This window comes from Endozoicomonas sp. 8E (assembly GCF_032883915.1).
In the GTDB taxonomy this organism is placed as follows: domain Bacteria; phylum Pseudomonadota; class Gammaproteobacteria; order Pseudomonadales; family Endozoicomonadaceae; genus Endozoicomonas_A.
In genome coordinates, this window is record NZ_CP120717.1 from 2,024,710 (window position 1) to 2,049,757 (window position 25,048).

Consider the following 25,048-nt stretch of genomic DNA (forward strand, 5'->3'; position numbering starts at 1 on the left):
GTCTTTTACGCAGTGAGAAGGTAAACCAGCCATGGCAACGGGACTGGAGAGGGTAGCAGCGAAAGCCCGGAGTTATCCGAAACTTCGCTTCACAAGTCTGGCACATCATATTACCCCGGCGAGCCTGTGTATGAATCTGAACAAGATTCCACACAACACATCGCCCGGAGTCGATGGGCTGACTGTCGAAGAGACAAAGAAAGACTTTAAGCGGTGGTTGCAACAGACACTGACGTCTATCCATCGGCAAGGCTACAAGGCACCGCCGGTCAAAAGGGCATGGATACCCAAGCCGGGGAAAAAGGAAAAGCGCCCTCTGGGTGTTCCCTGCATCAATGACCGGGCTTTGCAGCGAAGTGTTGCTGATGTGCTGAATGCTATTTATGAGCAGGACTTTTTGCCCTGTTCCATGGGTGGCAGGCCACGACTGGGAGCGCACCATGCCCTGTCCACTTTTAACGAGGTGGTTTCAGGCCGAAAGGTCAGCTGGGTGCTGGAAGCGGACTTGAAGAACTTCTTTGGGAGTCTTGACCATGGATGGCTGCTTCGTTTTGTGGAACACCGGGTCGGTGATCCCAGAATCCTGAACCTTATACGGCGCTGGTTGAAAGCCGGGGTGATGGAGGCCGGGGAGTTGCAAGAGTGTGAAGAAGGTACGCCTCAGGGTGGGCCGATCAGCGTAGTTCTGAGCAACCTGTACCTGCATTATGTGCTTGACCTCTGGTTCGAGTGCAAGGTCAAGCCCCGGCTAAAAGGCGAGGCATGGCTGATCAGGTACATTGATGACTTTGTGGTGTGTTTTCAGTATCGCAGTGATGCGGAGCGGTTCATGAATGTGCTGCCACAGCGACTGGAGAAATTTGCGTTGAAACTGGAGCCGGATAAAACCCGGTTAGTCAGGTTCGGACGTTTTGCCAGTCGTGGGGAAGACGATCGGAAACGGTTTACTTCCTTGGCTTTACGCACTACTGCACAAGGAATCTGAAAGGAAACTTCATGGTGGGAAGGAGAACGGAAAAATCCCGCCTAAGACGCAGCATAGCCAAACTGAAGGAACTGCTGAGACGAATACGCCATGATCCGCTGCACGAACAAGTGACAGCGATCAATCGACGGTTGAGAGGGCATTATGCGTATTACGGTCTGGGAGGAAACTTCCGAAGTATGGAGAAGCTTTACCGGTTTGTTGACCGCTACTGGTACAAGATGCTGTGTAGCCGATGCCGGAAAGGCAAGATTCCATGGGAAAAGTACCATAACCTCAAGCAGCTTCTGCCGCTACAGAAACCGAGGATAATGCTGCCTTTTATGGCAATGAAATCCATGGCTGTGCTGTGAGTCAAATATCGAAGAGCCCGGTGCGGGAAATCCGCACGCCGGGATCTGAGGGGGTTGGAGCTACAATTGGTAGCTCCTTCTACCTGGTGAATAGCGAGCTATTTGACGAACAAAAGCGGATTTTCAGACCAATTTGCTGCCGCCGCAGTAGGGCAGTCTATTCTCGGTCAGGCTCCTAGCAGCCTGTCGGACTTAAGCGTCCGTAGCGAGGATTGCAAGAAATTGAGGATAAAAATCTCTGTTTCTGAGGAGAATAGCGAGCTATTTGACGAAGAAGCAGGGATTTTTAGACCAATTTATTGCAACCGCACGACTGCATGGATGCAGGAGCTAGAGCAACGCAGGAGCAGTTGCCGTGTAGGACAGTCTTAAGTCCGACAGGCTGCTAGCAGCCTGTCTGGTTATTCGGTGCTATCACAGGACCAGAAAGAAACTTATCATAGAGAGATGTACCATTGATCCGATGAAACCTTTGTTGACCTGATGCGTTTAATCATTGCTGAAAAACCCAGTCTGGGCAGAGCCATAGCCGATGTTTTACCCCGCCCCCATAAACGACAGGATGGCTATATAGAGACGGCGTCCGGTGATGTTGTCACCTGGTGTATAGGCCACCTGCTGGAGCAGGTTGAGCCTGAACAGTATGATCCTGCCTTCAAGCAATGGCGTTTTGAACATTTGCCTATTGTTCCCCAGCAGTGGCAACTGCAACCACGAAAAAACACTCGCTCCCAGTTATCGGTGATTCGCAAGCTGTTGAAGACGGCTGATGTCATTGTTCACGCCGGAGACCCGGACAGGGAAGGGCAGTTGCTGGTCGATGAAGTGTTGGATTATCTCAAGCTTTCACAAACCCGCAGAAAAAGTGTCCGTCGTCTTCTGGTGAATGACTTGAACGGTCCGGCAGTTAAGAAAGCCTTCGATCGAATGCAGAGCAATTCGGATTTTGTACCTCTCTCCGTTTCTGCTCTGACACGCTCCCGTGCCGACTGGCTCTATGGTATCAATTTAACCCGTGCCTATACCGTTCTTGGCAAAAAAGCGGGTTATAGCGGTTTGCTTTCTGTCGGTCGGGTACAGACTCCGGTTTTGGGTCTGGTGGTGCGAAGAGACGACGAGATTGCCCATTTCCAACCCAAACCTTATTTCGAAGTCTTTGCCCTGCTGGTGACTGACCAGGGTGAGTGTTTCAAGGCCAAATGGCAACCCAGTGAAGCCTGCCAGCCCTGGATGGATGACGAGGGCCGTGTACTCGATCGTCGGCTGGCAGAAAATGTTGTCAGCAGGATTCAGGGCAAGGAGGGGACAGTCAGTAAGCTGGAGAATAAACCGGGCAAGGAATCGCCACCGTTACCCTATTCACTTTCCGCTCTTCAGATTGATGCTGCCAAACAGTTAAGGATGAGTGCCAAGGAAGTGCTGGATGTCTGTCAAAAGCTTTATGAGCAGAAACTGGTGACTTATCCGCGATCGGATTGTCGTTATCTGCCCGTGGAGCATTTCAGGGAGGCACCGGAAGTGCTGGGCGCGATACGAAGCAATGATGAAAAACTGGCCAGTGCGGTGGACGGTGCATTACCCGAGCGCAAAAGCAAAGCCTGGAATGACAGCAAGGTAAGCGCACACCACGGTATTATCCCGACCAGCCGAAGGACTGATCTCTACAAAATGGGTGACCGGGAGAGCAGCTTATACCGACTCATCGCCAGACAGTATGTGGCACAGTTTTATCCGGATCACCGGTTTTTAGCCCGAAAAGTCAGTGTCACTATAGAAGGCGGGTTGTTCACGGCCAGCAGCAGGGAGGTGCAGGAAGAAGGCTGGAAAGCCATTTTTCCTCGCAAGCCGTCCATCTCTGGGGACAAAGAGGAAGGCCAGAGGTTGCCAGAATTGCACAGGGGGCAGGCACTGCTCTGCAAGGAGGCCGATTTGGCAGAAAAGCAAACTCAGCCACCCAGACCTTTCACCGACGCCACCCTGCTGTCTGCCATGACCGGTATTGCCCGCTATGTTAAAGATACCGGGATCAGGAAGGTGCTCAAGGAGACCGACGGTCTGGGTACAGAAGCCACCCGGGCAGGCATTATAGAATTATTGTTCAATCGGAAATATCTTACCCGTCAGGGCAAAAATATTCATGCTACCGATACCGGGAAAGCATTGATAAAAGCTCTGCCCGAGCCTGTCAGTCGTCCTGACATGACCGCTCGCTGGGAAGCTTCACTGAATCAGATCGTAGAGAAAAAAGGCTCTTATCAGGCTTTCATGAGTCAGCTGGAACAGCATCTGGTTCAGTTATTGCGGGAGGCCGGGCAGTCTGGAACCATTAATGTACAGGGGTTGCCTCCGGTATCGCCAAACCGCTTCAAGAAGAAAACCCGTCGCAGGAAAACTCCTCGTCGAGCTAGCTGACAGAAAAAGATCTCTTAATGTGAACGAATTTACCGTTTCATTTCTTCCGGGTAAGGTGTTCCTCCAAGAACTTTTAGTTTCTGGCAAAGGCTGTGTTAGAGTGTTCCGGTGGTTTTTCTGATTCTACAAGGGCAGATTCGTTAAGCTGACTCAGCCAACGTTTCTGGCGTGGTTGACTTTGAATTCGAACAGGATGATCCCCATGTATAAAGCTTTTCTGGCCATTATGGTTGGGTTGGGTATGACCGGACTGGCATCCGCATCGGATAATTACTCATACACCTGTGACCGCGGCAAACAGGAACGAAAGATAAGCGTCATCTATCTTCAGCGTGAGTCCAGCCTGCCCTGTGAAGTTCGCTACACCAAAGGCGGTCGTGAAGAGACACTCTGGAACGCCAGTTACGCTGAGGGCTATTGCGAAGGTCAAGCCTCAGAATTTGTGAAAAAACAGGAAAGCTGGGGTTGGAATTGCACCCTCGACCAGCCAAAAACCGGTGACAGTCTGCCAGAAGATACCGAAACCAGAGCACCAGAGTCCGGTTAAATATCTACCGATCCGGGCTTGAAGTTCACCATATTAAGGCTGGCAGCATGAATCTGAATCATTTCCCGGCACTCGTTGAATTTTCTGGAGCAATCAGGGTTATAGAATGACCAGTATTTGATTCAGGAGAGAAGACTTCATGCTGCCAACCCGCTTTGCCCATGAGCAGGCTCTTTCTATTCTTCTGGCCCTTCTGTTCTTGATGCAGACGACACATTCATTTTCTATAGAAAGTTCTCAGACAGAGCCATGCAGTTGTTTTACAGGCTATTGGTTCCCTTTAGCCGTCCTGTTTGTGTCTGCAGTTACCTATTATGCATGGCCTGAGACATGCTTCTCTCCGGTATCCGGGGAGGATGAATCCTGCAGTATTGATCCCTTCGAACTATGGAAGTCCAGGCTGGACAGAGAATTCTGTCAGTCCCTGATTTCTCTGAAAGACCGCGTAGAAGCTTTGGAACTATTGAGGCAAACGAGAGCCATGCAGCCTCCGACAGTAGCCTGCAATAACTGGCAAGCCAATCTGGCAGACTATTTCAACTGGCGTTGGCCAGGAAACAACGCCAGCCAATGGCAGCAAATACCTGTAAGGGGCGGCTTTAAGGAGATCTTTGACATCATCGAAGAAGCTGATTTTATAGGTATTCTGGCTTACAGTCCTTCGGTGTATTCGCTGAACACGATTCAGATCAATAGTCAGCAGTTTATTTTGAAAGGCTATATCAACAGTGGCTTGATTATTGTCCCTATGTTGAAAGTGGCTGAATGCTATTTTGTGCCCGAAGAAGAGCCGGTGGCTTTTGGTTTCGATGAGTGGAGCGGGTTGATCGGGGGGCGTATTCATTCTCTTTTTAAAGCCGTTAAGGGGAGCTCTCTTAGGGATTGGGTTGCAAAGTCCCGGAAACCCTCAAGCGAGGTTGACCTTGATGCCTTGTTCTCGGAGTTTGGGCAAATTCTGGCGAAGTTTCACCTGCGTCACAGAACTTCGAATTTCAATGGGATTTATACCCTTTCCAGAGCGATTCATCATGACCTGAATTTCAATAATGTTTTTTATGATGAAAAGTCAGGTTTCTCGCTGATTGATATCATCGGACTTTCTGTTTCAGTTCTGGAACCCTCCGAAATGATCCATGATCTGAATCAGCTCTTTGAAGATATGAACAGAAGCAGGATATCAAAGAGAGGCTTTATCAGGGCCTACGCAAGTCAGTGGCCAGAAGAGACTCAGGCAGTTATCAAGGAGGACTTGGCAGTACTTCAATTGGCGCTGAAGTCGAGATATAGCGCGAAACCTTGGCCCTGAGCTTGTTATCGAAGCCAAATCGGCAGTCGGGGTTGAAAGAGCATCCTGTTGGTCGATTCTGGCTGAATACACAACCGTATTCAGGCTGACAGCATGAGTCTGAACCGTTGAATGCTGTTCGATGGCCGTTGAGGCTGTCGAAAACTCTCAAAAGCCCTGTCTTGACCATTGTTGTCTGATAAAACAGCGCTCAAGCCCCTGAGAAGAATTAAAACTCGCACTGTGCCTGGCTTTAAACCGTACGACACCAGCCAGAATCTGTTATTACCCGTTAATCTTGCCGAACAGGTGCCGGGGACTTTTGAATACACGCTGAATTACCTGGTAGACACTTCGATCTTTCATGCTCTCAAAAGCTTTCAAAAGTAAAAATGACTAATTTCTATCTAAATTGGGTCGGTGATTTTTATATTTAGAGTATGCCACCATGCAACCAAGAGCTGTCCAGCACATGTTTGAATAAAGGCTTGTATAATCAGGTTTTATTTGTCCTCTTTCCATATATTCCACTAAATATGCGGGGGACTTATGAAATAGGCAGTCGGCTAAAAAAAATGTTGCGATTGTGGCAATCGGGCGTCCTACCCTTGAAGACAAGCGTTTATATACAGGTCTAATAATATATTTAAAATGAATCATATCTTTACATTCACTGAATGCCAGTTCAATATGCCCGCAGACTTTGGAAACGGATCTGTCAAAAATAGATATGCAATTACCAACTATTTTTTTTACCACCGAACATTTTCTTTTCAGAAGTGGTATTTTATTATTTCCGGCTAAAAGTTTTCCTCCTTCATTGAGCTCTTTACCTAAATAAACAGTTTTTTTTGCACCAGTATTTTCTGACAAGTGATCAGTAGAATTAGAAAAGCTCAAAGTTTTTTCTTTGCAAGCACCAATCATTCGTATACCCCCACATGATTTTTTATAAATGAATAATACTTTTGACGCGTATTAAAAAAAATAGTTCCTTAACAGTTAGACCTGATAACAGCAATGTTATTAAAAAATCATAGCGTCAACGTGGATCAGCGAACCTCTGCTTTGCCGATCAGGACTCACCAAATAATCTTACTCAGGCTGGCAGTAAGTACTCAGCCATAAGGAATCGAATATTTCTGGCTTATTGGGCAGGTGCTCTGCAAGGCGCAACGACGGGAACATAGCAAGCTATGTGACCAGAGTTGCAACGCAGCACGACTGCATGGATGCAGGAGCTAGGAGCCTGACCGAGAATAGCGCCCGTAGCGAGGACGGCAGAAAATTGAGGATGAAAATTCGGTTTTGTAAGGAGAATAGCGAGCTATTTGACGAACAAAAGCGGATTTTCAGACCAATTTATTGCAACCGCACGACTGCATGGATGCAGGAGCTAGAGCAACGCAGGAGCAGTTGCCGCGAGTGCCTGAACAATGAGTCAGAAAATATGATTTCGTATGGTTGAGTACTTATAAATCTGAATCGTTGAATGATGTTCGATGGCCGTTGAACTCTTTGGAGTCATCACGGTCATAGAATGACCAGGATCTGATTCAGGAGTACTTTATGCCGCCAAACCGATTTGCCTGTGGGCAGTTAATTCCTATTTTGCTGACCTCACTGTTCTTAATGCAGACGACACCCTCATTTTCTTCAGAAAGTTGTCAGACAGAGCCATGCCGTCGCTCTGGAGGTCATCGGTTCTCTTTGGCCGTCCTGTTTGCGTCTGCAGCTAACTATTTTTCATGGCCCGAGACACCGCACTCACCAGAATCCGGGGAGGATGAATCCTGTACTATCCAGCCTTTTGAGCTCTGGAAGCCAAAACTGGACAGTGAATTTTGTCAGTCTCTGATTGCCAGTAAAAACTGCACAGAAGCTTTGAAACTATTAAGAAAAACGCAAGCCATGCAGCCTGCAACAATGTCCTGCAATGACTGGCAAGCTGATCTGGAAGATTATTTCAACTGGCGCTGGCCGGGGAACAACGCCAGCCAATGGCGACAAAACCCTGTGCATCACAGAGGGTTACAGTGGGTGACTGACACTATGGATGAAACTGAGTTCATAGCTGTTCTGGCTCGTTCTCCTTCGGTGTTTTCGTTGGACAGGATAGAGATCAACGGTCAGCAGTTTATTTTGAAAGGCTATGCGGACACTGGCTTTATGATTACGCCCATGTTGAAAGTGGCCGAATGCTATTTTGTGCCTGAAGAAGAGCCCGTGGCTTTTGGCTTTGATGAGTGGAGTGGATGGGTCGCGGGACGTATGCACTCCCTGTTCAAAGCCGTGAAAGGGCGCTCACTCCATGACTGGCTGGCTGAGTCCCGCAAACCTTCAAGCAAGGTTGACCTTGATGCCTTGTTCTCCGAGTTTGGGCAAATTCTGGCGAAATTTCACCTGCGTCACAGAGATTCGAACTTGGATGGAATTTATACCCTTTCCAGAGCCGTTCATCAGGACCTGAATTTCCAGAATGTTTTTTATGATGAAGAGTCGGGCTTCTCTCTGATTGATACGATCGGGCTTTCTGTTTCAGTTTTGGAACCGTCTACAGTGCATAGTGACCTTATTGTGCTGTTCAACAATATGGACAAACACAGAATATCAAAGGATAGCTTTATCAGAGCCTATGTAGCTCAGTGGTCAGAAGAAGCTCAGGAGAATCTCAAGCAGGATATAGAGTCACTTTAATCTTGCAACGAGACGTTTGCCCTGAGCTTGCTACCCAGGCCAAAAAGGGGTTAAAGAGCGTCTTTTTTACCGGTCTTGACTGAATATATAACCGTCATCAGGCTGGCAGCATGAATCTGAATCATCGAACGATGTTCGATGGGCGTTGAACTCTCTGGAGTAATGACGGTCATAGAATAACCAATATCTGATTCAGGAACATGTTATGCCGCGAAACCGCTTAGCCTTTGGGCAGTTATTTTTTATTCTGCTGACCCTCCTGCTGTTAATGCTGTCCACATATTCTTTTTCTTTGGAAAGTTGTCAGACAGAGTCATGCAGTCGTGGAGATTATCGGTTTCCTTTGGCCGTCCTGTTTGCGTCTGTAGCTGCTTATTTTGCATGGCCCGAGACACCGCACTCGCCAGTAACCGGGGATGATGAATCTTGCAGTATCCAGCCTTTTGAACTCTGGAAGCCGAAACTGGACAGTGAATTTTGTCAGTCTCTGATTGCCACTAAAAACTGCACAGAAGCTTTGAAACTATTAAGAAAAACACAAGCCATGGAACCTGTAACAATGTCCTGCGATGATTGGCAAGCTGACCTGGAAGATTATTTCAACTGGCGTTGGCCGGGGAACAGCGCCAGCCAATGGCAACAAATTCCTGTGCGTTACAAGGGCTTGCAGTGGGTGACTGACACCATGGATGAAGCTGAGTTCATAGCTTTTCTGGCTCGTTCTCCATCGGTGTTTTCGTTGAACAGGATACGGATCAACGATCAGCAGTTTATTTTGAAAGGCTATGCTGACACTGGCTTTATGATTACCCCTATGTTGAAAGTGGCTGAATGCTACTTTGTGCCTGAAGAAGAGCCGGTGGCTTTTGGTTTTGATGAGTGGAGTGGATTGATCGGGGGGAGGATGCACTCACTGTTCAAAGCCGTTAAAGGGCGCTCTCTTCGAGATTGGGTTGCTGAGTCCCGCAGACCCTCAAGCAGGTTTGACATTGATGCCCTGTTTTCCGAGCTTGGGCAAATTCTGGCGAAGTTTCACCTGCGCCACAGGGTTTCGACATTCGATGGGATTTATACCCTTTCCAGGGCGGTTCATCGAGACCCGAACTTCAATAATGTTTTTTATGATGAAAAGTCGGGTTTCTCGCTGATTGATACCATAGGGCTTTCCGTTTCTGTCCTGGAACCATCGGGAGTATTTTACGATCTGAATCAACTGTTTTTAGAGATGAACGGAAGTCAGATATCAAAGGATGGCTTTACCAGGGCCTATATAAGTCAATGGCCGGAAGATGTTCAGGAGAGTCTTAAGAAGCAAATTGAATCACTTCAGGTCGTGCAGATTAACTATACCCCATCGTACCGTAAGCCTTGAATAGGCCTGATTTTATGCCATTTTTAAGCAGCCTGTATGAGCGATGCAGGTGAATTTCTATTTTTTTTAATTGGAGTAAAAAATAATCATGCTCAATCCCCTGAACAAAAACATTTTGCTACTTTTTGCGAGCCTTTCTTCTGCTTTGGTAGCAGCAAACCCTATTGCGGAAGGAAACAGTAATGGCATTATATTTGATGCTTCCTGTCCGAACGGAGAAGAGGTTTGTGAAAATCATCCGCTTGACTGCCTCGGCGGCTGTGCGCTCAATGCATCAACAGGGGAAACTGTGTTTCAGTGGCAACGCACTATTTTTACAACCAAAGCCGACAAGGCTTCAAGGCTTGATATTCAGGCAATGAAAAAGTGTCTTGGCCGTGAAGCCATCCGCACTGCCTTGCTTAAGGGTCAGGAAAACATGCAAGATACCGGCTCAGAGACATTACCCTGCACAGTCACTGGCTCGGAATGGCAGTATATCTACCCCAAGTATCATATTTCGGTGCTTACACAGCCTGCCTGTGACAGAACCGAATCTTATCTTGATGAACTGACAGGCAGCTGCCAGAACTGGAAAAACACCGTCTCTGAAGCCGGACTATGGGCTGGGGTCGGGGCGGCTGCTGTGCTTGCTTTGGTTACATCCTATTTTGTAATAGCACAGGTTGGCAGCTGCACCGGATGGTTCCATTGGTTCACTCTTGGAGATGGTGTCGGTATGTGTATTAGAAAGTTCAAATGCTCCAGTTACGAGAGACCCGGTGGTTAATAAAAGGAAGAGGCAGCCATTCCTGCCATTAAGAAAAAGCGGGTAAGTTTTATGTGGATCAGTGGCCCGAAGCCGTTCAGGAGAGTCTTCAGGAGCTAATAGAATCACTTTAACCATTGCTGCCAAGTGCCTGAGCTTGTCAAAGGCTTCGACAAGCTCAGAGCGAAGTATCAAAATTTTGAACTTTTTCGGAAAAATACGGACTAAAAATCAAATAAGTTGGAATTATTGGATTATAACCATGCATTTATCATCAACTCTTAGGTTAGACATTAAGCCCCACCCACAGCACAAAGACCTAATCTTGTACGCCCTGACCACCATCTCGTGCAGGGTGTTCACGTTTCGCATTATCTGCCCAGAAGTTGAGCAGCTTCCTCGTATGTGAGAGCAGAGACTTTCCTGCATTCATCAGAGATAAAATGACATTACCAAACAGCCGGGTTCCACTTTTCATCGCCTTATGCGTCGAGATTTCTTCAATGGCTCCACTTTCGTAGAGGTTCGCCTGCGCAGCATGGGCAAGATACCTTTTCAACGTCACAACCACGAAGGACATCAGAATCAGGCTAAAAACCAGTGTCGCTGATTTAGTGTTAAAACGATGCCACCCTGAATAGGACTTGATCTCTTTGAAGATAAGCTCTATCTGCCATCGTAGACGATAGGCCTGAAGTACTTCATTCAGGGTGAACTCAACCTGGTTAAGGTTGCTTACAACGAATACCCATTTCAGTCTCCTGTCATTCCAGCGGACAACCAAACGATATGGCCAGGCTTTGAATCCTGGCCATTCTACATCCAGGTCGAGGCATTGATCTTTAGGGAAGCCAGACAACACCTCCTTAAGTTTTTTCCCTTTGTAGCGATTGAGATTTTTGCCATCCTCTCGTACTGCGCTGAGTATCGTCGGGTTGATACTCTGAGGTGCCTTGCAGATAAAAGACCCCTCCCGATCATCAATGGCAGCAAAGCGTTCCAACTCAAAATAACCGGCATCGATCAGCATCAGAATATTAGCCATGGAGGTTGGCAGTGGTGGCAGACAGTCTCTTTCTGAACGGGTATCTTCAGTGAGCTGCACGCGCACCAGATTGTTGGTAAGAAGATCCATTGTCGTATGAAGTTCGACAGCAGCAGGACTGACCGTTGAGAACCTGCCGGGAAATGTTTCCTTTAGGGCATCGTAGACAGCCTGCGATGAGCCGTCATGAATCAGAATGTGCTCAAACTCTGAAAATGGACTGTCCTCATCAAACGCCATGACTTTGCGGGTAAAGACTTCCAGACACTGCACCCATAGCCAGAGGACAAGAGCAGGCATCGCGTCTTTTTTAGCTTGATTTGCCCAGGAACGATAGGAGACATTCAGTCCCGTCAACTCATTAAATTTTCGGTGGAGATCGGCTTGAGTATCGCAGTTTCCATCACCAGCAAGGGCATCAATCAGTGAAAGGATAAAGTCCAAGGGGCGGATATCTCGCTGTCGTATAGTAAAACCAAGCTGTTCCGCCATGCTGAGGAGTTCAGACCGGTCGAAACATGTCAGCAGTTTTTTTCAACTAGTCTACTATTTGCAGTACTCATCTTGTTCAGCCTTGATACTTTTCGCGAAGCTTTATTTTGGCTGTTCAAGGTGAGTTCTGCCGCTGGAAATGGATCTTTTTTGAGCTTAATGTCTACCCTAAGAACACTCCCTACCGATCGCCCTGGGCTAGTCGAAGCTTTTGACAGGCTCAGGGCAACCTCAGGGCGACAGAGTGTGCATCTACCCACACATAGGCGGATCAGATTTCAGCGGCGAGGCGAGCCCCCTGATTGATAGCTCGCTTGGCATCCAGTTCGGCGGCAACGTCTGCTCCACCGATAAGGTGAACAGGCTTGCTGGTGATAGTGTCAGCCAGTTCTCTGAGAGGTAATTGACCTGCACAGATGACTACGTTATCCACATCCAGAACCTTTGGCTCGCCATCAATGGAGACATGAAGACCACTATCGTCTACCTTGTGGTATTCGCAGGAGGGCACCATTTTCACGCCACGCTTGACCATTTCGGTTCGGTGAATCCATCCGGTGGTTTTACCCAGGGTGGCTCCCGGCTTCGTCTTTTTGCGCTGAAGCAGGTAAACCTCCCGTGAACTTTCTTCTTCCCGGGAGCCAGAAACAGCCAGACCACCCCGGTTGCTGAGACTCATATCAACCCCCCAATCTTTCATGAAGGCTTCAACATCCAGACTGTGAGAAGGCCCTTTCTGGGTAATAAATTCACTCAAATCGAAACCAATTCCGCCAGCACCGATCACTGCTACGGTTTTACCGACTTTTGCACCCTTGAAGACATCCAGATAGGTCAGAACTTTGGGGTGATCCAGCCCTTCAATATCGGGTGTACGTGGTTTGACGCCTGTCGCCACAATGACTTCATCAAAATCGCTGTTTTCCAGCTCACTGGCAGAAACCCGGGTGTTCAGCTTCAGGTCTACGCCGGTGAGCTCTAACTGGCGTTGGAAGTAGCGAAGTGTTTCATAGAACTCTTCCTTACCCGGTACCTGTTTGGCAATATTGAACTGACCACCGATTTTGTCAGCGGCTTCGAACAGGGTGACATCATGGCCTCTGTATGCGGCAGTTGTCGCAAAAGAGAGGCCGGCGGGACCTGCACCGACCACCGCAAGTTTTTTTGGTTTGTCAGTCGGCAGATAGTTTAATTCGGTCTCATGACAGGCTCTGGGGTTAACAAGACAGCTGACCAGTTTCAGTTCAAAAGCATGGTCCAGACAGGCCTGATTGCAGGCGATACAGGTGTTGATTTCGTCAGCACGCCCCTCTTCAGCTTTTTTAACCCACTCTGGGTCAGCCAACAAAGGGCGGGCCATGGAAACCATGTCGGCATCGCCTCTGGCCAGAACCGTTTCAGCCACTTCTGGCATGTTAATACGGTTAGAGGTAATAACAGGAACGCTTAACTCTTTTCTGATTTTTGCGGTGACCCAGGTGAAAGCAGCACGGGGGACCATGGTTGCAATGGTGGGAATACGAGCTTCGTGCCAGCCAATACCGGTGTTGATAATGGTCGCACCCGCTTTTTCGATCTCTTTGCCCAGCTCGACAATCTCATCCCAGCTGCTGCCGCCTTCAACCAGGTCGAGCATAGAGAGACGATAAATAATAATAAAGTCTTTGCCGGTCTTTTCTCTTACACGACGAATAACTTCAATGGGCAGTCGAATGCGGTTTTCGTAACGGCCACCCCAGTCATCATCACGATGGTTGGTTTTGGCGACGATAAACTGGTTGATGAAATAACCTTCCGAACCCATGATTTCAACACCGTCATAGCCCGCTTTCTGGGCATTCAGGCTACATTGCACAAAGTCTTCAATCTGACTGTCAATTTCATCGGGTGTCAGCTCTTTGGGAGGAAAAGGTGCAATCGGTGCTTGCAGGGCGCTGGGGGCAATGGCTTTAGGGTGGTAGGCGTAGCGGCCGGTGTGCAGGATCTGCATACAGATCTTGCCGCCTTGCTCGTGCACGGCCCGGGTGACCAGGCTGTGACCGACAATCTCTTCTTCTGTTGTAATCTGGGCCGCATTGGGCAGGCCGCCGGATTCCCAGTTGGGCGCAATGCCGCCGGTCACCATCAGACCGACGCCACCTTTTGCGCGCTCACCAAAGTAAGCGGCCAGCCGCTCGTAGCCACCGGGATGTTCCTCCAGGTTGGTGTGCATGGAACCCATCAATACCCGGTTTTTCAACTGTGTGAAGCCCAGATCCAGTGGTTCCAGCAGGTGCGGGTAGAGCTTATGGGGCTCAGGGCTGTGTGGGGAGGTGGTCATTGACAGATCCTCATCATGTTTTTAAGGGACATTTGTAATTATCTTATCTGGACAGCGTCAAGATAAGACTGTATGTTGACACTGTCAAGATTGAATATTCATTTTCTGAAACAGTGCACTGTCTTTGAGTAAAAATATGTCATCCAAGAAGAATTACCATCATGGAGACTTACGACAAAGCCTGATTAATGAGGCAACCCGGATGATCGCCGGGTCCGGCGTTGAGAAGCTTTCTATGCGTGGGTTGGCTGAAGCTGTTGGTGTCTCGAGAACCGCGGCCTATCATCATTTCAAAGATAAGAATGAGCTTTTATGCGCCATCGCAGAGCAAGGGTTCAACCATTGGTATCAGGAACTGGGAAGCAGGCTGACAGAAGCCCCTGACGATCTTGAGGTCTGGTTTCGTGAGTTTTCCCACGCTTACATCGATTTTGCCCAGAATCATGCCGAACAGTATGACCTGATGTTTGGTCGGCCTATCTGGAAGAATGGGCAAGCCACTGATGAACTCAGTAAAATCTCATTTGAAGCTTTCCAGCGTTACGCTGACTTTGTCAAAAAATACTTACCGGGTGATGGCTTCAGTCAGGATCAGGATGCCCTGCGGGTAGCCCAGGTCACCTGGGGCAGTTTGCACGGTTTAAGTCGTTTATTAATTGACGGGGTTTATCTGGACAAGGCCTCCATCAATAGCATGTGCGATGTAGCGGCAAGGTTATTGGTACAGAATTTGGGGTCATCATAGCTGTTTTTAGCTGCACTGATTCATAAGAGCCGCTAGGAGCCTGACCGAGAATAGCGCCCGTAGCGAGGACGGCAGAAAATTGAGGATGAAAATTCGGTTTTGTAAGGAGAATAGCGAGCTATTTGACGAACAAAAGCGGATTTTCAGACCAATTTGCTGCCGCCGCAGTAGGGCAGTCTATTCTCGGTCAGGCTCCTAGCAGCCTGTCGGACTTAAGACTGTCCTACACGGCAACTGCTCCTGCGTTGCTCTAGCTCCTGCATCCATGCAGTCGTGCGGTTGCGATAAATTGGTCTAAAAATTCCTGCTCCCTCGTCAAATAGCTCGCTATTCTCCTCGGAATCAGAAATTTTTATCCTCAATTTCTCGCAATCCTCGCTACGGACGCTCAAGTCCGACAGGCTGCTAGGACTCATCAAAGTTACGCCAGAAAAGGCGAGCCATTCTGATATCATTTTGAGCCATGGATCGACCTGTTTCGGTCATCATTTTTTCCTCAAAAAGGTTCTGTACTTTTCGGGTTTGCATCAGCGCCTGATCGTAGGGGAGTTTTCTGACTTCAAGGTTACAGGCCAGCTCTCGGGCAATGCCTTGGGCTCCCATTAGATCCATGGCATCGGCATCAAAGACAATTTTCGCCTCTATGGGGGAACGCCCGGAAATCAGATGAGGGCGGCACAGCCTGACAATCTCGAACAGCTGAGATTGAATGGCGGGATTCAATCCGGTCTCTTTTAAAAGTTTATCGAGTTGCTCCAGATGGTCATGATATTGATGAAGCCAGGCACCCGCTTCAACAAGAAAGGTATTACCCGATTCGGATTGATTGATCTTCAGGGCGTATTTTATCACTCGTTCTCCATGCCTCAGGTTGTGGTAAGGGTCCTGCTGCTGATAGAAAACGCTGGCTTTTGCTTTTATGTCATTCAGGCAGTTTTGCATGGTTTTGCTCTGATCGGGTCCATATCCGTTCAGGGAGAACTGTCGGCAGGGTTGGGCAGTACTTTCAGCCTGAACGCCTGAAAATAATAGTATTAATGCCAGAGTGGCTGACAGGGTTTTGAGAGGTCGGAGTAGACGTTGCAATGTAGTTTCCTGATGAGGTTGGCTGCCGCCCCTGAAGGGCGGCAATCAGGATTCACCGGGAAAATGCCAGGGCCTTACGCTCTATCCATCTTATTATCAGTGTCAGGATGCCAGTCAGTGTCAGGTAGATGAGACCTGTCAGGGAGAAAACAGTAAGAGTGTCGTATGTTTGAGCGTTCAGGCGAGCGGCATAGCCCATAAGATCCATCAAGGTAATGGTACTGGCCAGTGAGGTCCCTTTCATAACCAGGATCAGTTCATTGCCATAGGCTGGCAGTGCCCTGCGAATGGCATGAGGCAGTACGATCCGGATCAGGGTCTGCTGGCGGGTCATGCCCAGCGCCATGGCCGCTTCCCACTCACTGGCAGAGACCGCATCAATTGCGCCCTTGAACAGCTGCGTGGAATAAGCCGCGCTATTCAGGGCCAGAGCCAGCATGGCACAGAACCAGGGTTCGCTGAGCAGTGACCAAAATACAGTCTCCTGCAGGATCGGAAACTGGGCTGGACCATAATAAATCAGAAAAATCTGCACCAGCAGGGGGGTGCCGGTAAACACCAGAATTTGTAATCGGACCAGCCAGACAAGAGGTTTAAAACGCAAGGAAAGGATCAGAGTGAACAGCAAAGCCATGACCAGACCAACCAGCAAGCTGGCCAGGGTCAGCTCCAGAGTTGTCTGAAGACCTTTTAACAGTTCAGGCAGGTATTCAATCAGGGATTCCAGCATTATACGTTCACCGTCCTGATGTGTTGACTGGTTTTCTTCTTCATCCTGTCCAGACACTGTTGACTGATCAGGGTGATCACCAGATAGATAGCACCGGCTGTTGTATACCAGGTAAAAGGTTCATAAGTCTGGGATGAGACCAGTTGGGCCTGACGCAGAAGGTCAGTCACGCCAATTAAGGAGACCAGTGCCGTATCTTTCAAAAGCACCAGCCACTGATTAACCAGCCCGGGTAATGCATGATGCCATGCCTGAGGCAGGATCACCCGGTAAAAACAGCGGGCAGAGCTGATACCCAGAGCCTTGGCCGCTTCTGACTGACCTTTGGGAACGGCCATGAAGGCGCCCCGCAGAGTCTGGCTGGCATAGGCTGAAAAGATCAGCGACAGGGCAACAGTACCGGCTGTGAAAGGACTGATCTCGATAAACTCATCGGTGAGCAGAAAGAGCAGGTGTGTCGCACCGAAATAGATAAAGAAGACCACCAGAATCTCGGGCAGTCCTCTGATAAGAGTGACCCATGAAACTGTCAGGTATCTAAGCAACCGGAAACGGCTCAGTTCACCCAAAGCCAGCAGGGCAGCCAGTATCAGGCCCAGAAGCAGGGAAGAAAGCGCCAGTCCCAGAGTCATCAGAGTTGCATTGAAGAAGAGATCAAGCATGGGTAAAACGGTCTGTCAGTTGAAAAAAAGGCTGCAACTGGGCAGGCTGCAGCCAAGATGAAGTTCAGGCTTTGTTAAAGTACTTGTCGTAGATCTTTTGGTAGGTGCCGTTTTCTTTTAGTTTTTTCAGGGCTGAATCAATTTCTTCCTTCAGTTTGTCCTGTTTTCTGACCGCAATCCCGTAGCCGATGCCAAAATAATCTGCATCTTTCACCTCCGGGCCTGCCTGGACATACTGACCTTTGCCTCTTTCTTTCATCCATTCTCTGGCAACTGCAGTATCGGCGAAGACTGTATCAACCCGGCCGCTGGTCATATCCAGAAAAGCATTCTGGAATGTGTCATAAGGACGGACTTTAACACCCTGACTCTCCAGTTTTTCGATCAGATACTGCTGATGGGTTGAACCGTTCTGAACACCCACAGAGTGACCCTTGAGCGCTTCAATAGACGTTAGTCCCTTGTTTTTTTCGGTGACAAAGATGGCCGAGTTCTCATAGTAAGGTCCACTGAAGTCGACTTGCTTGAGACGGTCTGGAGTAATGTCCATCCCTGAAATCACCGCGTCAAAACGGCGGAATTTCAGACTGGGAATCAGACTGTCAAAGGACTGGTTGCTGAACGTACACTCTGCTTTCAGTTCGTTACAGATGGCTTTGGCCAGATCAATATCAAACCCTTCAAGCTGATTGTCTTCACCCACAAACTCAAAAGGAGGATAAGTGGCTTCTGTGGCAAAGCGAATAGTTTCGGCAGCCTGAGCCTGAATGGATTGAGCACTAATGAGTGTGGCAACAGTCAAAGCACTGGTCGCCAGCAGGGAAGCTAACATTTTTTTCATTTTTTGATACTCCAGAAATCATGAAAGTCTATAAACAAGCCAGTGCAGTCAGGCATCAGACTCCATCCCATAAACACCAGGCTTGTTGAAGTGTGGTAACAGCATCCTTCGAAAAGCTCAGGACGAACGGAGTGTTTAAGTACGTCTGTACCTGGCTGCAACGGCCAGAGATACTGTCTTCAGTGGGTCAATGTTCCAGATAGCTGCGAAAAGCCTCTGTCCGGGGGTTAGCAAAGTGATCGGATGATCCATCTTCAACAATATGGCCATCTTCAAGATAAATCACCTTGCTGGCAATTTTTCGCGCAAATTCGACTTCGTGAGTGACAACTACCTGTGTGATACCGGACTGGCTCAGCTCCCTGATCACTTCTACCACCTGATTGGTGATAGCCGGATCAAGAGCCGCAGTGGGCTCATCGAATAAAAGAACGTCTGGGGACAGCATCAGGGAGCGGGCAATAGCTACCCGTTGCTGCTGGCCACCCGACAGCGAAGAAGGCCAGGCGTCGGCTTTTTCAGACAGGCCAACACGCTTGAGCAGTTCTCTGGCTTTGGTGGTGGCTTGTTCTTTGGGCATACCCTGTACAACCGGGGCCTCAATCAGATTGCCAAGCACCGTCATATGCGGCCAGAGGTTGTATTGCTGAAATACCATGCCTACCCGGCGTCTCAGGGTGCAAGCCTGTTTGTTTAGATGCCTGCTGTTATGGCTATTGCTGAAATTAAACGCCATATCAGCGATTTTCATGGTGCCCTGGTCGGGTGTTTCCAGCAGGTTGAGCATGCGCAGCAGGGTGCTTTTACCTGCACCGCTGGCCCCCAGAAGAACGGTGGTTTCACCTCTGGGAATATTAAAACTGATATCTTTAAGAACCTGTGTGGAGCCAAATGCTTTGCTGAGGCCCTCTACGACTATGCCCATTGCCTTTCATCTGCCATTTTGTGAGAATTCCCGCTCTGCCGGGTAAGAGATGCAGCGGGGATTTTTTGTGCTCATGACTGTGTGTGAGAGTCCTGCCCCATGCAAGGTGTTTGTGGCGCTTGCACAAAAAAGCCTGTCCCGATTTTATGGTATGGGCAGGCTTCAGGGCTGACGGAGTCCGTTGAGCTTGACCCTTTCTTACCAAAAAAGCATAGGCCGAACAGACGACTGGTTCACATAAAAATAGATTCTCTTATATGATCATGGATAAAATCAAGTATTTTTAGAATACTTATTCACAATTGGTGCTTTTTTATCCAGAAGAGACTAGCAGCCTGTCGGACTTAAGCGCCCGTAGCGAGGATTGCGAGAAATTGAGGATAAAAATTTCTGCTTCTGAGGAGAATAGCGGGGCTATTTGACGAAGAGGCAGGAATTTTTAGACCAATTTATCGCAACCGCAGTAGGGCAGACTTAAGTCCGACAGGCTGCTAGGGATTCTGGTCACTACTGCCTGGGAATTCAGGAGCAATGAACAAAGGTTATGGCCAGTCAAAAACAGGAAGAACTCATTAAAGCTTTCAGACAGCTGCTTAAAGAAGAGCGCTGCGGGTCCCAAAGCCAGATCGTTGAGCAACTTCAGAGTCAGGGTTTTGATAATATCAGTCAATCAAAAGTTTCCCGGTTACTTTGTCGCCACGGTGCTGTTCGTGTTCGCAATGCCCGCAATGAACAAGTCTATTGTCTGCCCCCGGAACTGGGGAAAATGGATTCCAATATTGCAGTCAGAGATCTGGTGGAAGACGTAGCCAACAATGGCATGTTGATTGTGATCAAAACCAGCCCGGGGGCTGCCCAGATGATTGCACGGCTATTGGATTCCGTCGGCCGCTCCGATGGTATCCTGGGGTGTGTAGCGGGCGACGACACTATTTTTGTAGCTCCAGTTTCCTCCGCTGAAATTGACACGCTGCAGGAGAGTATCGTCAAGCTGTTTATGTAAAAACCTGATTATCATTGGATGGATTGACATCCTCGCAGAGCGAGGGTGTCGCAAAACTCTGGTTCCCATGCTTTCAGGCCCTCTGGGTCCCAGCGTGGGAACGAGTTGACTCCCGTCATTCCCAGCTTCATTCTCGTCATTCCCGCGAAGGCGGGAATCCACACTGACTCACCACCAGAACCATACTGCCCGGTGCCCCCCCTTGGCCTTGTCATCCCCGAGAAGGCAGAGATCCACCGTTGGCGCTGGATTCCCGCCTTCGCGGGAATGACGACCTCAGAGCGTGGGAACGAGCTGTTGGAGTTTTGCGACTGCCTCAGAGCGTGAGAGCGAGAGGGTATTTTATACGTCAATGAAATAATAATGTTTGAGCGGCCCGAACTGGCGCTGAATGAGCTGATGAGCCGGGTAAAGCCTGCCACAGGCATATTTACCCGGTTCGTTTTTGTCTATATGCTTGTGGCTCATTTTTTCAGTGCTTCCAGAGTCGATGGCATCACCCGATTTCAAGATAGCGCATAACGTTAATCCAGAATACATGAGTGCGATCCTGTCCGGTAGTTGGGACCGGTATCAGCCGTTACCTGATGCTGTGCAGTTATTTCCTGAACTGGCTTCAGGAGACCTTCAGACGCTTGATCTCCTGACCGACGCTTCCTTTCAATGGGATTCGCTGTTTTGTGCCTGGTTGCTCAAGCTTCAACGACACTGTGATAGTAATAATATAAAGCTGATGCTCTCCGGGTTGCCGGAAGATGCCCAGAACCTTCATCGGTTGGCCATCGCAGTTCCTGTGCGAAACTTCTCGACTAAAAAGACCTTTTTTTCATTGCAGTCACTGCAATCCCTGACGAAAGGGGGGGGTCAGTGGCTGGAAAATTTTGTTCTTTTTCTGGGCGATATCACGCTCGGAATAATCAGAATGTTCAGGTTGCGCAGCGATGTCAGACCTGGTGATTTTTTTCAGTTTTTGCATCAGACCGGGCCAGCGGCATTACCCATCGTGACCTTACTGAGCTTTCTGGTAGGCATGATTCTGGCCTACCTGGGGACAGTCCAGTTACGACAGTTTGGTGCTGAAGTTTACGTGGCTGATCTGGTGGGTATCGGTATGGTGCGGGAAATGGGAGCTTTGATGACCGCTATCATCATGGCCGGGCGAACAGGGGCTGCCTACGCCGCACAGCTGGGAACGATGCAGGTCAATGAAGAGGTTGATGCTCTTACCACGCTGGGCATCAAGACTGTTGATTATCTGGTGCTTCCGAGAATGCTGGCCCTTATTGTGGCCATGCCATTGTTGACGCTTTATAGCGATGTGCTGGGAATGCTGGGAGGCTCGGCTGTGGCTCTCAGTATGGATATCACTTTCACCCAGTATTTTCATCAGCTTTCCGGTTCCTTTGCCATGGCCGATGTGATGACAGGCTTATTTAAAAGTCTGGTGTTCGCTATTTTGATCAGTTTTGCCGGGTGTCAGGCCGGACTGGCCTGTGGCCGCTCTTCTGCGGCAGTCGGTAAGGCAACCACTACGGCGGTGGTTACTGCCATTGTCTATCTTGTGGTTGCGGATGCAGGTCTGAATATTCTCTATTTCCAGTTGGGTATTTGATAATGGAGCAGCCAGGTCCCCAAACTACAGATAAAACAAGCGCAGCAATAGAAGTCAGCCAGCTGACTATGAAATACGGCAGCAACCTTATACAGCAGGACCTGAACTTCAAGGTTTACAAAGGCGATGTATTTGTGATCATGGGAGGTAGTGGTTGTGGCAAAAGCACTTTGCTCAAGCACATGATCGGACTGTATCAGCCAGCCGCCGGAACCATTGCCTATGAGGGGCGGGACTATTTTTCTGCCACAGACAACCAGCAGCTGGAAATGCGAAAGCGATGGGGAGTCACTTATCAGAGTGGTGCCCTGTTCAGTGCCATGACTTTGGCAGAGAATGTCGGTTTTCCTCTTACCCAATATACCCGGATGAAACCGGCAGAAATATTCGATCTGGTGCGTTACAAGATGGCTCTGGTCGGGTTGGCGGGCTACGAAAACTATTATCCGTCACAAATCAGTGGTGGTATGGCCAAGCGTGCCGGTCTGGCCAGGGCTATGGCTCTGGACCCTGACGTGCTGTTTTTCGATGAGCCGTCAGCCGGTCTTGATCCTCTCAGTGCCAGGCGACTGGATGATCTGATTCTTCAACTCAGTCAGTCACTGGGAGTAACGATTGTGATTGTAACCCATGAACTGGAAAGTATTTTTGCCATAGGCTCCAATGGCGTATTTCTCGATGCGCAGACTAAAACACAGCTGGATACGGGGGCTCCGTCCTATATGCTGAATCACAGCTCTCAGCCCCTGGTCAGAGACTTCCTGTCCCGAGGGCAGAGCCTTCAGCGGGGCTCCTTAAAAGAGCCTTCAGCGGGCTCCTGATAAGAGCCTTCAGCGGGCTCCTGATAAGAGTCTTCAACAGACTTCCGGGGAAAGAGGATGATGAATAAAAAAAGGTACTCCATTTTTGCCGGCCTGTTCGTGATCACCATGATCGGACTGACAGTGGGTCTTGCCATGTTTGTAGGTCAGGGCAGTTACTCCAGTCACAGTAAAGAGCGTTATGAGCTGATCTACGACAGTAGTGTTATGGGTCTGAATATTGGAGCTCCTGTTACGCTGCGAGGGGTCAAAATTGGTGAAGTCACGGATATCCGCACCCAGCTTTATGTGGACAAGGAAGAGTTATTAAATACGGTGATGATCGATATCTATCCGGACATGGTTGTCGGCAAGGGAGGAAAAGTTCCTGAAGATATCATGAAGCAACTGGTGTTCCGGGGACTGGCAGCCAAGCTGAAAACCCAGAGTCTTCTCACAGGGTTGTTGTACGTCGAAGTGGACTTCTATAAGACCAGTGCGCGAACAATTCCTGTCTCCACACAATACCCTCAGCTCCCGACGGTGCCCACTGATTTTGAAACCATTACTCAAGATCTGGACGAAATGAACCTGCCTGCGCTCATAGCTGACCTGAAAAGTATTGCCCACAACCTGAATACCATCAGTAGCAGTCAGGCATTTCAGCAGATGCCGACAAAACTCAATAAGGCTTTTGCGCAGTTTGGAGCCATGTCAGAGGATATGGCTAAAAGCATGTCAGACATCAGGGATGAATTTGTTCCTATGGCTGATAGCATGAACCAGATGTCTCAGGCTATTGAAAGAGAACTGCCAAAAACGCTTGGCCAGGTAAGTGAGGTCTTATCCTCTGTAGAAGCTACCCTGAAAGCACTGGAGCAAACGACAATGGAACTGAGTGATACCGTGGCACCTGACTCGCCACTGATGTATCAATTGGACCGCAGCAGTAAAGATATCAGTCGCTCGGCAGATGCTGTCAGGGAGCTCGCAGAGTTGTTGGAAGAACAGCCAGGCTCAGTGTTGTTGGGCAGAGATACAGGGGAGTAATATCATGAAAAGTAATGTTAAATGGTTACTGCCTCTGATTGCCGTGTTTCTTATGTCAGCCTGCGCGAGTCACGTCAGACCTTTTCAGTACTACACTCTGAAGCCGGTAGTCGAAAGGGAGTCCGGCCACAGTACCGTGTCGTCAATCGGAGTGGCTCCGGCCAGGATCCCGGGCTGGATGGATCGATCTGGTCTGATTATAAACGACGGGGGATACAAACTTATCCGCTTCGATAATAAGCGTTGGGGTGAACCTCTACAGGATGCCATAACACGTACCCTGACCTTGAATCTGATGGCATTGTTTCCTCATTCTGATATTCAGGCTGGACCTTGGTTGAGGAGTCAGGCACCTGATATTGCAGTGTCAGTTAACATTAATAATCTGGCCTGGTCTGGCAATAATATGGAGCTGGATGCCAGTTTTACCCTCCTTAAAAAACAGGCAAGCGTTGAATTTCGCACCGTCAGGTTAACCAGAAATCTCCCAAAAGGAAGCACTCCTGAGCAATGGGTTGAAAGCTTCAGCTATTTACTGGCTGATCTGAGTCAGCGAATAGAGAAGGGTATTGTTGCACAGCAGTGAAGAGTTGTTGATTTGTTATCATTGGTGGCTTTTTTCCTTCCAGCGATTTCTTTTTGTAGTCGGACAGTTTGGCAGCAGTCTAACGCCCAGAAAAGCAGGTCGATAAAGCAAGGGTAAGTTGCAAAGAGGCCACTTTTGGTGTTTTATGGAGACCGGATTGAGACAGCTTGTACTTTGTGTGAAATTGACTTGTATAAACGACTGTAATGCTTTCACAAATCGTCATCATCGTCATCATCGTCAACAAGATGTAAATTAATGATCTTCAATCTTAAGCGTTCAATTTCTTCTTCCAATCTCATATCAATTTCTTGTTTTAAGATTACAGATAAAACCTCATCTACTCTTGATCTAACAGAGTAAAGTTCAGAAAAAGAGCAAAGGTGGGGTGTGATTTCAATTTTAATGTAAGGAACTTTTCTGCATAAGTCATGACTTTTTAAAATATGTAAATCATGGTGATAGATTAGTTCCTTTCTGCATACTGGGCATGTCTCTTTTTTTTCTCTTTTATTCCAACGTAAAATACAATAATCATGAAATTCATGCTGACAGCATAAAGACATACTTTTATCCTCATCGTGCAATATTTCAAGACAAATAGGGCAAATTGATTGAGCAGATACCTCATTTGGGATAAAAAAAATAATTAGAAGAATTAAAAAATGTCTGATTATATTAATTTTCATATTATTAAGCCCGTGATAGATTTGCTTTCTGAAGTGTGGCCGATGCTTTAGTCATGAAGGATA

Annotated in this window: 26 protein-coding genes; 16 read left to right on the forward strand and 10 right to left on the reverse strand. The window is 48.4% G+C overall.

The features are described 5' to 3' along the window. The first annotated feature begins 31 nt into the window (after positions 1–31). The 5 genes from P6910_RS07420 to P6910_RS07440 all read left to right on the forward strand — a co-directional run bounded on the left by P6910_RS07420 (position 32) and on the right by P6910_RS07440 (position 5,603). Positions 32–985: a reverse transcriptase domain-containing protein gene (locus P6910_RS07420; protein ID WP_317141880.1), complete on the forward strand. Its 954-nt coding sequence runs from the start codon at positions 32–34 to the stop codon at positions 983–985. A gap of 11 nt (positions 986–996) precedes the next feature. Then, positions 997–1,338: a group II intron maturase-specific domain-containing protein gene (locus tag P6910_RS07425; RefSeq protein ID WP_317141879.1), complete on the forward strand. Its 342-nt coding sequence runs from the start codon at positions 997–999 to the stop codon at positions 1,336–1,338. Between the two features lie 483 nt (positions 1,339–1,821). Further along, on the forward strand, positions 1,822–3,750 hold the full coding sequence (locus tag P6910_RS07430) for a DNA topoisomerase III (RefSeq protein WP_317145631.1): 1,929 nt from the start codon (positions 1,822–1,824) through the stop codon (positions 3,748–3,750). A 202-nt stretch (positions 3,751–3,952) separates the two neighbouring features. Beyond that, positions 3,953–4,297, forward strand: coding sequence for a hypothetical protein (locus tag P6910_RS07435; protein WP_317145632.1), 345 nt, complete (start codon positions 3,953–3,955; stop codon positions 4,295–4,297). A 139-nt stretch (positions 4,298–4,436) separates the two neighbouring features. Then, on the forward strand, positions 4,437–5,603 hold the full coding sequence (locus tag P6910_RS07440; protein WP_317145633.1) for a hypothetical protein: 1,167 nt from the start codon (positions 4,437–4,439) through the stop codon (positions 5,601–5,603). Between the two features lie 375 nt (positions 5,604–5,978). On the opposite strand, the gene P6910_RS07445 is transcribed toward P6910_RS07440, so the two are convergent. Beyond that, complete coding sequence (locus P6910_RS07445; RefSeq protein WP_317145634.1) at positions 5,979–6,509, reverse strand: hypothetical protein; 531 nt, start codon at positions 6,507–6,509, stop codon at positions 5,979–5,981. 642 nt (positions 6,510–7,151) lie between these two features. On the opposite strand from P6910_RS07445, the gene P6910_RS07450 reads away from it, so the two are divergent. Then, the gene (locus P6910_RS07450) at positions 7,152–8,279 is read left to right on the forward strand and encodes a hypothetical protein (protein WP_317145635.1); all 1,128 of its coding nucleotides are present in this window, start codon (positions 7,152–7,154) and stop codon (positions 8,277–8,279) included. 50 nt (positions 8,280–8,329) lie between these two features. Here P6910_RS07450 and P6910_RS07455 read toward each other — a convergent pair whose 3' ends face one another. Then, a complete protein-coding gene (locus P6910_RS07455) occupies positions 8,330–8,452 on the reverse strand; it encodes a hypothetical protein (protein WP_317145636.1) in 123 nt (40 codons plus the stop codon). 32 nt (positions 8,453–8,484) lie between these two features. Between P6910_RS07455 and P6910_RS07460 the strand changes: the two genes are divergently transcribed. Both P6910_RS07460 and P6910_RS07465 read left to right on the forward strand, forming a co-directional pair. Continuing rightward, positions 8,485–9,651: a hypothetical protein gene (locus tag P6910_RS07460; protein ID WP_317145637.1), complete on the forward strand. Its 1,167-nt coding sequence runs from the start codon at positions 8,485–8,487 to the stop codon at positions 9,649–9,651. A gap of 289 nt (positions 9,652–9,940) precedes the next feature. Next, a complete protein-coding gene (locus P6910_RS07465; RefSeq protein WP_317145638.1) occupies positions 9,941–10,420 on the forward strand; it encodes a hypothetical protein in 480 nt (159 codons plus the stop codon). Positions 10,421–10,718: 298 nt separating this feature from the next. Here P6910_RS07465 and P6910_RS07470 read toward each other — a convergent pair whose 3' ends face one another. Together P6910_RS07470 and P6910_RS07475 are read right to left on the reverse strand one after the other, a co-directional pair. Beyond that, positions 10,719–11,972: an IS4 family transposase gene (locus tag P6910_RS07470; RefSeq protein ID WP_317146520.1), complete on the reverse strand. Its 1,254-nt coding sequence runs from the start codon at positions 11,970–11,972 to the stop codon at positions 10,719–10,721. A 235-nt stretch (positions 11,973–12,207) separates the two neighbouring features. Continuing rightward, on the reverse strand, positions 12,208–14,256 hold the full coding sequence (locus P6910_RS07475; RefSeq protein WP_317145639.1) for an NADPH-dependent 2,4-dienoyl-CoA reductase: 2,049 nt from the start codon (positions 14,254–14,256) through the stop codon (positions 12,208–12,210). Positions 14,257–14,392: 136 nt separating this feature from the next. On the opposite strand from P6910_RS07475, the gene P6910_RS07480 reads away from it, so the two are divergent. Further along, entirely contained in the window at positions 14,393–15,001 is a 609-nt protein-coding gene (locus tag P6910_RS07480) for a TetR/AcrR family transcriptional regulator (protein WP_317145640.1), read from the forward strand. Between the two features lie 405 nt (positions 15,002–15,406). Here the strand turns inward: P6910_RS07480 and P6910_RS07485 are convergent, their stop codons facing one another. The 5 genes from P6910_RS07485 to P6910_RS07505 form a co-directional block, all read right to left on the reverse strand. Further along, positions 15,407–16,087: a hypothetical protein gene (locus tag P6910_RS07485; protein WP_317145641.1), complete on the reverse strand. Its 681-nt coding sequence runs from the start codon at positions 16,085–16,087 to the stop codon at positions 15,407–15,409. A gap of 52 nt (positions 16,088–16,139) precedes the next feature. Beyond that, positions 16,140–16,874, reverse strand: coding sequence for an arginine ABC transporter permease ArtM (artM, locus tag P6910_RS07490; protein ID WP_317145642.1), 735 nt, complete (start codon positions 16,872–16,874; stop codon positions 16,140–16,142). Then, positions 16,817–17,479, reverse strand: coding sequence for an arginine ABC transporter permease ArtQ (gene artQ / locus P6910_RS07495; RefSeq protein WP_317145643.1), 663 nt, complete (start codon positions 17,477–17,479; stop codon positions 16,817–16,819). Before artQ ends, artM begins: the two co-directional genes overlap by 58 nt. A gap of 64 nt (positions 17,480–17,543) precedes the next feature. After that, positions 17,544–18,320, reverse strand: a complete 777-nt coding sequence (locus tag P6910_RS07500; RefSeq protein ID WP_317145644.1) for a lysine/arginine/ornithine ABC transporter substrate-binding protein — start codon at positions 18,318–18,320, stop codon at positions 17,544–17,546. Positions 18,321–18,507: 187 nt separating this feature from the next. Further along, a complete protein-coding gene (locus P6910_RS07505) occupies positions 18,508–19,245 on the reverse strand; it encodes an ATP-binding cassette domain-containing protein (RefSeq protein ID WP_317145645.1) in 738 nt (245 codons plus the stop codon). Positions 19,246–19,789: 544 nt separating this feature from the next. On the opposite strand from P6910_RS07505, the gene argR reads away from it, so the two are divergent. The 7 genes from argR to P6910_RS07540 are packed head-to-tail and all read left to right on the forward strand — an operon-like array spanning position 19,790 to position 24,296. Then, positions 19,790–20,248: a transcriptional regulator ArgR gene (gene argR / locus P6910_RS07510; protein ID WP_317145646.1), complete on the forward strand. Its 459-nt coding sequence runs from the start codon at positions 19,790–19,792 to the stop codon at positions 20,246–20,248. 45 nt (positions 20,249–20,293) lie between these two features. Continuing rightward, on the forward strand, positions 20,294–20,575 hold the full coding sequence (locus tag P6910_RS07515) for a hypothetical protein (protein WP_317145647.1): 282 nt from the start codon (positions 20,294–20,296) through the stop codon (positions 20,573–20,575). 36 nt (positions 20,576–20,611) lie between these two features. Then, complete coding sequence (locus P6910_RS07520) at positions 20,612–20,770, forward strand: hypothetical protein (protein WP_317145648.1); 159 nt, start codon at positions 20,612–20,614, stop codon at positions 20,768–20,770. Then, positions 20,739–21,860 carry an ABC transporter permease gene (locus P6910_RS07525; RefSeq protein WP_317145649.1) on the forward strand — a complete coding sequence of 374 codons (1,122 nt, stop codon included), beginning with the start codon at positions 20,739–20,741 and terminating at the stop codon, positions 21,858–21,860. The genes P6910_RS07520 and P6910_RS07525 overlap by 32 nt, the downstream gene beginning before the upstream one ends. 2 nt (positions 21,861–21,862) lie before the next feature. After that, on the forward strand, positions 21,863–22,681 hold the full coding sequence (locus tag P6910_RS07530) for an ABC transporter ATP-binding protein (RefSeq protein WP_317145650.1): 819 nt from the start codon (positions 21,863–21,865) through the stop codon (positions 22,679–22,681). 57 nt (positions 22,682–22,738) lie between these two features. Then, positions 22,739–23,710, forward strand: coding sequence for an MlaD family protein (locus P6910_RS07535; protein ID WP_317145651.1), 972 nt, complete (start codon positions 22,739–22,741; stop codon positions 23,708–23,710). A 4-nt stretch (positions 23,711–23,714) separates the two neighbouring features. Continuing rightward, entirely contained in the window at positions 23,715–24,296 is a 582-nt protein-coding gene (locus tag P6910_RS07540) for a PqiC family protein (RefSeq protein ID WP_317145652.1), read from the forward strand. Positions 24,297–24,508: 212 nt separating this feature from the next. Here the strand turns inward: P6910_RS07540 and P6910_RS07545 are convergent, their stop codons facing one another. Then, a complete protein-coding gene (locus P6910_RS07545) occupies positions 24,509–24,985 on the reverse strand; it encodes an RING finger domain-containing protein (RefSeq protein ID WP_317145653.1) in 477 nt (158 codons plus the stop codon). Between the last annotated feature and the right edge of the window lie 63 nt (positions 24,986–25,048).

Bases quoted from the DNA above. Each gene is read 5' to 3' on its own strand.
- P6910_RS07520 (WP_317145648.1), top strand. From the start codon at position 20,612: ATGTTTGAGCGGCCCGAACTGGCGCTGAATGAGCTGATGAGCCGGGTA.
- P6910_RS07440 (WP_317145633.1), top strand. From the start codon at position 4,437: ATGCTGCCAACCCGCTTTGCCCATGAGCAGGCTCTTTCTATTCTTCTG.
- P6910_RS07460 (WP_317145637.1), top strand. From the start codon at position 8,485: ATGCCGCGAAACCGCTTAGCCTTTGGGCAGTTATTTTTTATTCTGCTG.
- P6910_RS07535 (WP_317145651.1), top strand. From the start codon at position 22,739: ATGATGAATAAAAAAAGGTACTCCATTTTTGCCGGCCTGTTCGTGATC.
- artQ (WP_317145643.1), bottom strand. From the start codon at position 17,479: ATGCTTGATCTCTTCTTCAATGCAACTCTGATGACTCTGGGACTGGCG.
- argR (WP_317145646.1), top strand. From the start codon at position 19,790: ATGGCCAGTCAAAAACAGGAAGAACTCATTAAAGCTTTCAGACAGCTG.
- P6910_RS07420 (WP_317141880.1), top strand. From the start codon at position 32: ATGGCAACGGGACTGGAGAGGGTAGCAGCGAAAGCCCGGAGTTATCCG.
- P6910_RS07505 (WP_317145645.1), bottom strand. From the start codon at position 19,245: ATGGGCATAGTCGTAGAGGGCCTCAGCAAAGCATTTGGCTCCACACAG.
- P6910_RS07475 (WP_317145639.1), bottom strand. From the start codon at position 14,256: ATGACCACCTCCCCACACAGCCCTGAGCCCCATAAGCTCTACCCGCAC.
- P6910_RS07455 (WP_317145636.1), bottom strand. From the start codon at position 8,452: ATGACCGTCATTACTCCAGAGAGTTCAACGCCCATCGAACATCGTTCG.
- P6910_RS07545 (WP_317145653.1), bottom strand. From the start codon at position 24,985: ATGAAAATTAATATAATCAGACATTTTTTAATTCTTCTAATTATTTTT.
- P6910_RS07435 (WP_317145632.1), top strand. From the start codon at position 3,953: ATGTATAAAGCTTTTCTGGCCATTATGGTTGGGTTGGGTATGACCGGA.
- P6910_RS07445 (WP_317145634.1), bottom strand. From the start codon at position 6,509: ATGATTGGTGCTTGCAAAGAAAAAACTTTGAGCTTTTCTAATTCTACT.
- P6910_RS07525 (WP_317145649.1), top strand. From the start codon at position 20,739: ATGGCATCACCCGATTTCAAGATAGCGCATAACGTTAATCCAGAATAC.
- P6910_RS07450 (WP_317145635.1), top strand. From the start codon at position 7,152: ATGCCGCCAAACCGATTTGCCTGTGGGCAGTTAATTCCTATTTTGCTG.
- P6910_RS07530 (WP_317145650.1), top strand. From the start codon at position 21,863: ATGGAGCAGCCAGGTCCCCAAACTACAGATAAAACAAGCGCAGCAATA.
- P6910_RS07540 (WP_317145652.1), top strand. From the start codon at position 23,715: ATGAAAAGTAATGTTAAATGGTTACTGCCTCTGATTGCCGTGTTTCTT.
- P6910_RS07480 (WP_317145640.1), top strand. From the start codon at position 14,393: ATGTCATCCAAGAAGAATTACCATCATGGAGACTTACGACAAAGCCTG.
- P6910_RS07500 (WP_317145644.1), bottom strand. From the start codon at position 18,320: ATGAAAAAAATGTTAGCTTCCCTGCTGGCGACCAGTGCTTTGACTGTT.
- P6910_RS07430 (WP_317145631.1), top strand. From the start codon at position 1,822: ATGCGTTTAATCATTGCTGAAAAACCCAGTCTGGGCAGAGCCATAGCC.
- P6910_RS07425 (WP_317141879.1), top strand. From the start codon at position 997: ATGGTGGGAAGGAGAACGGAAAAATCCCGCCTAAGACGCAGCATAGCC.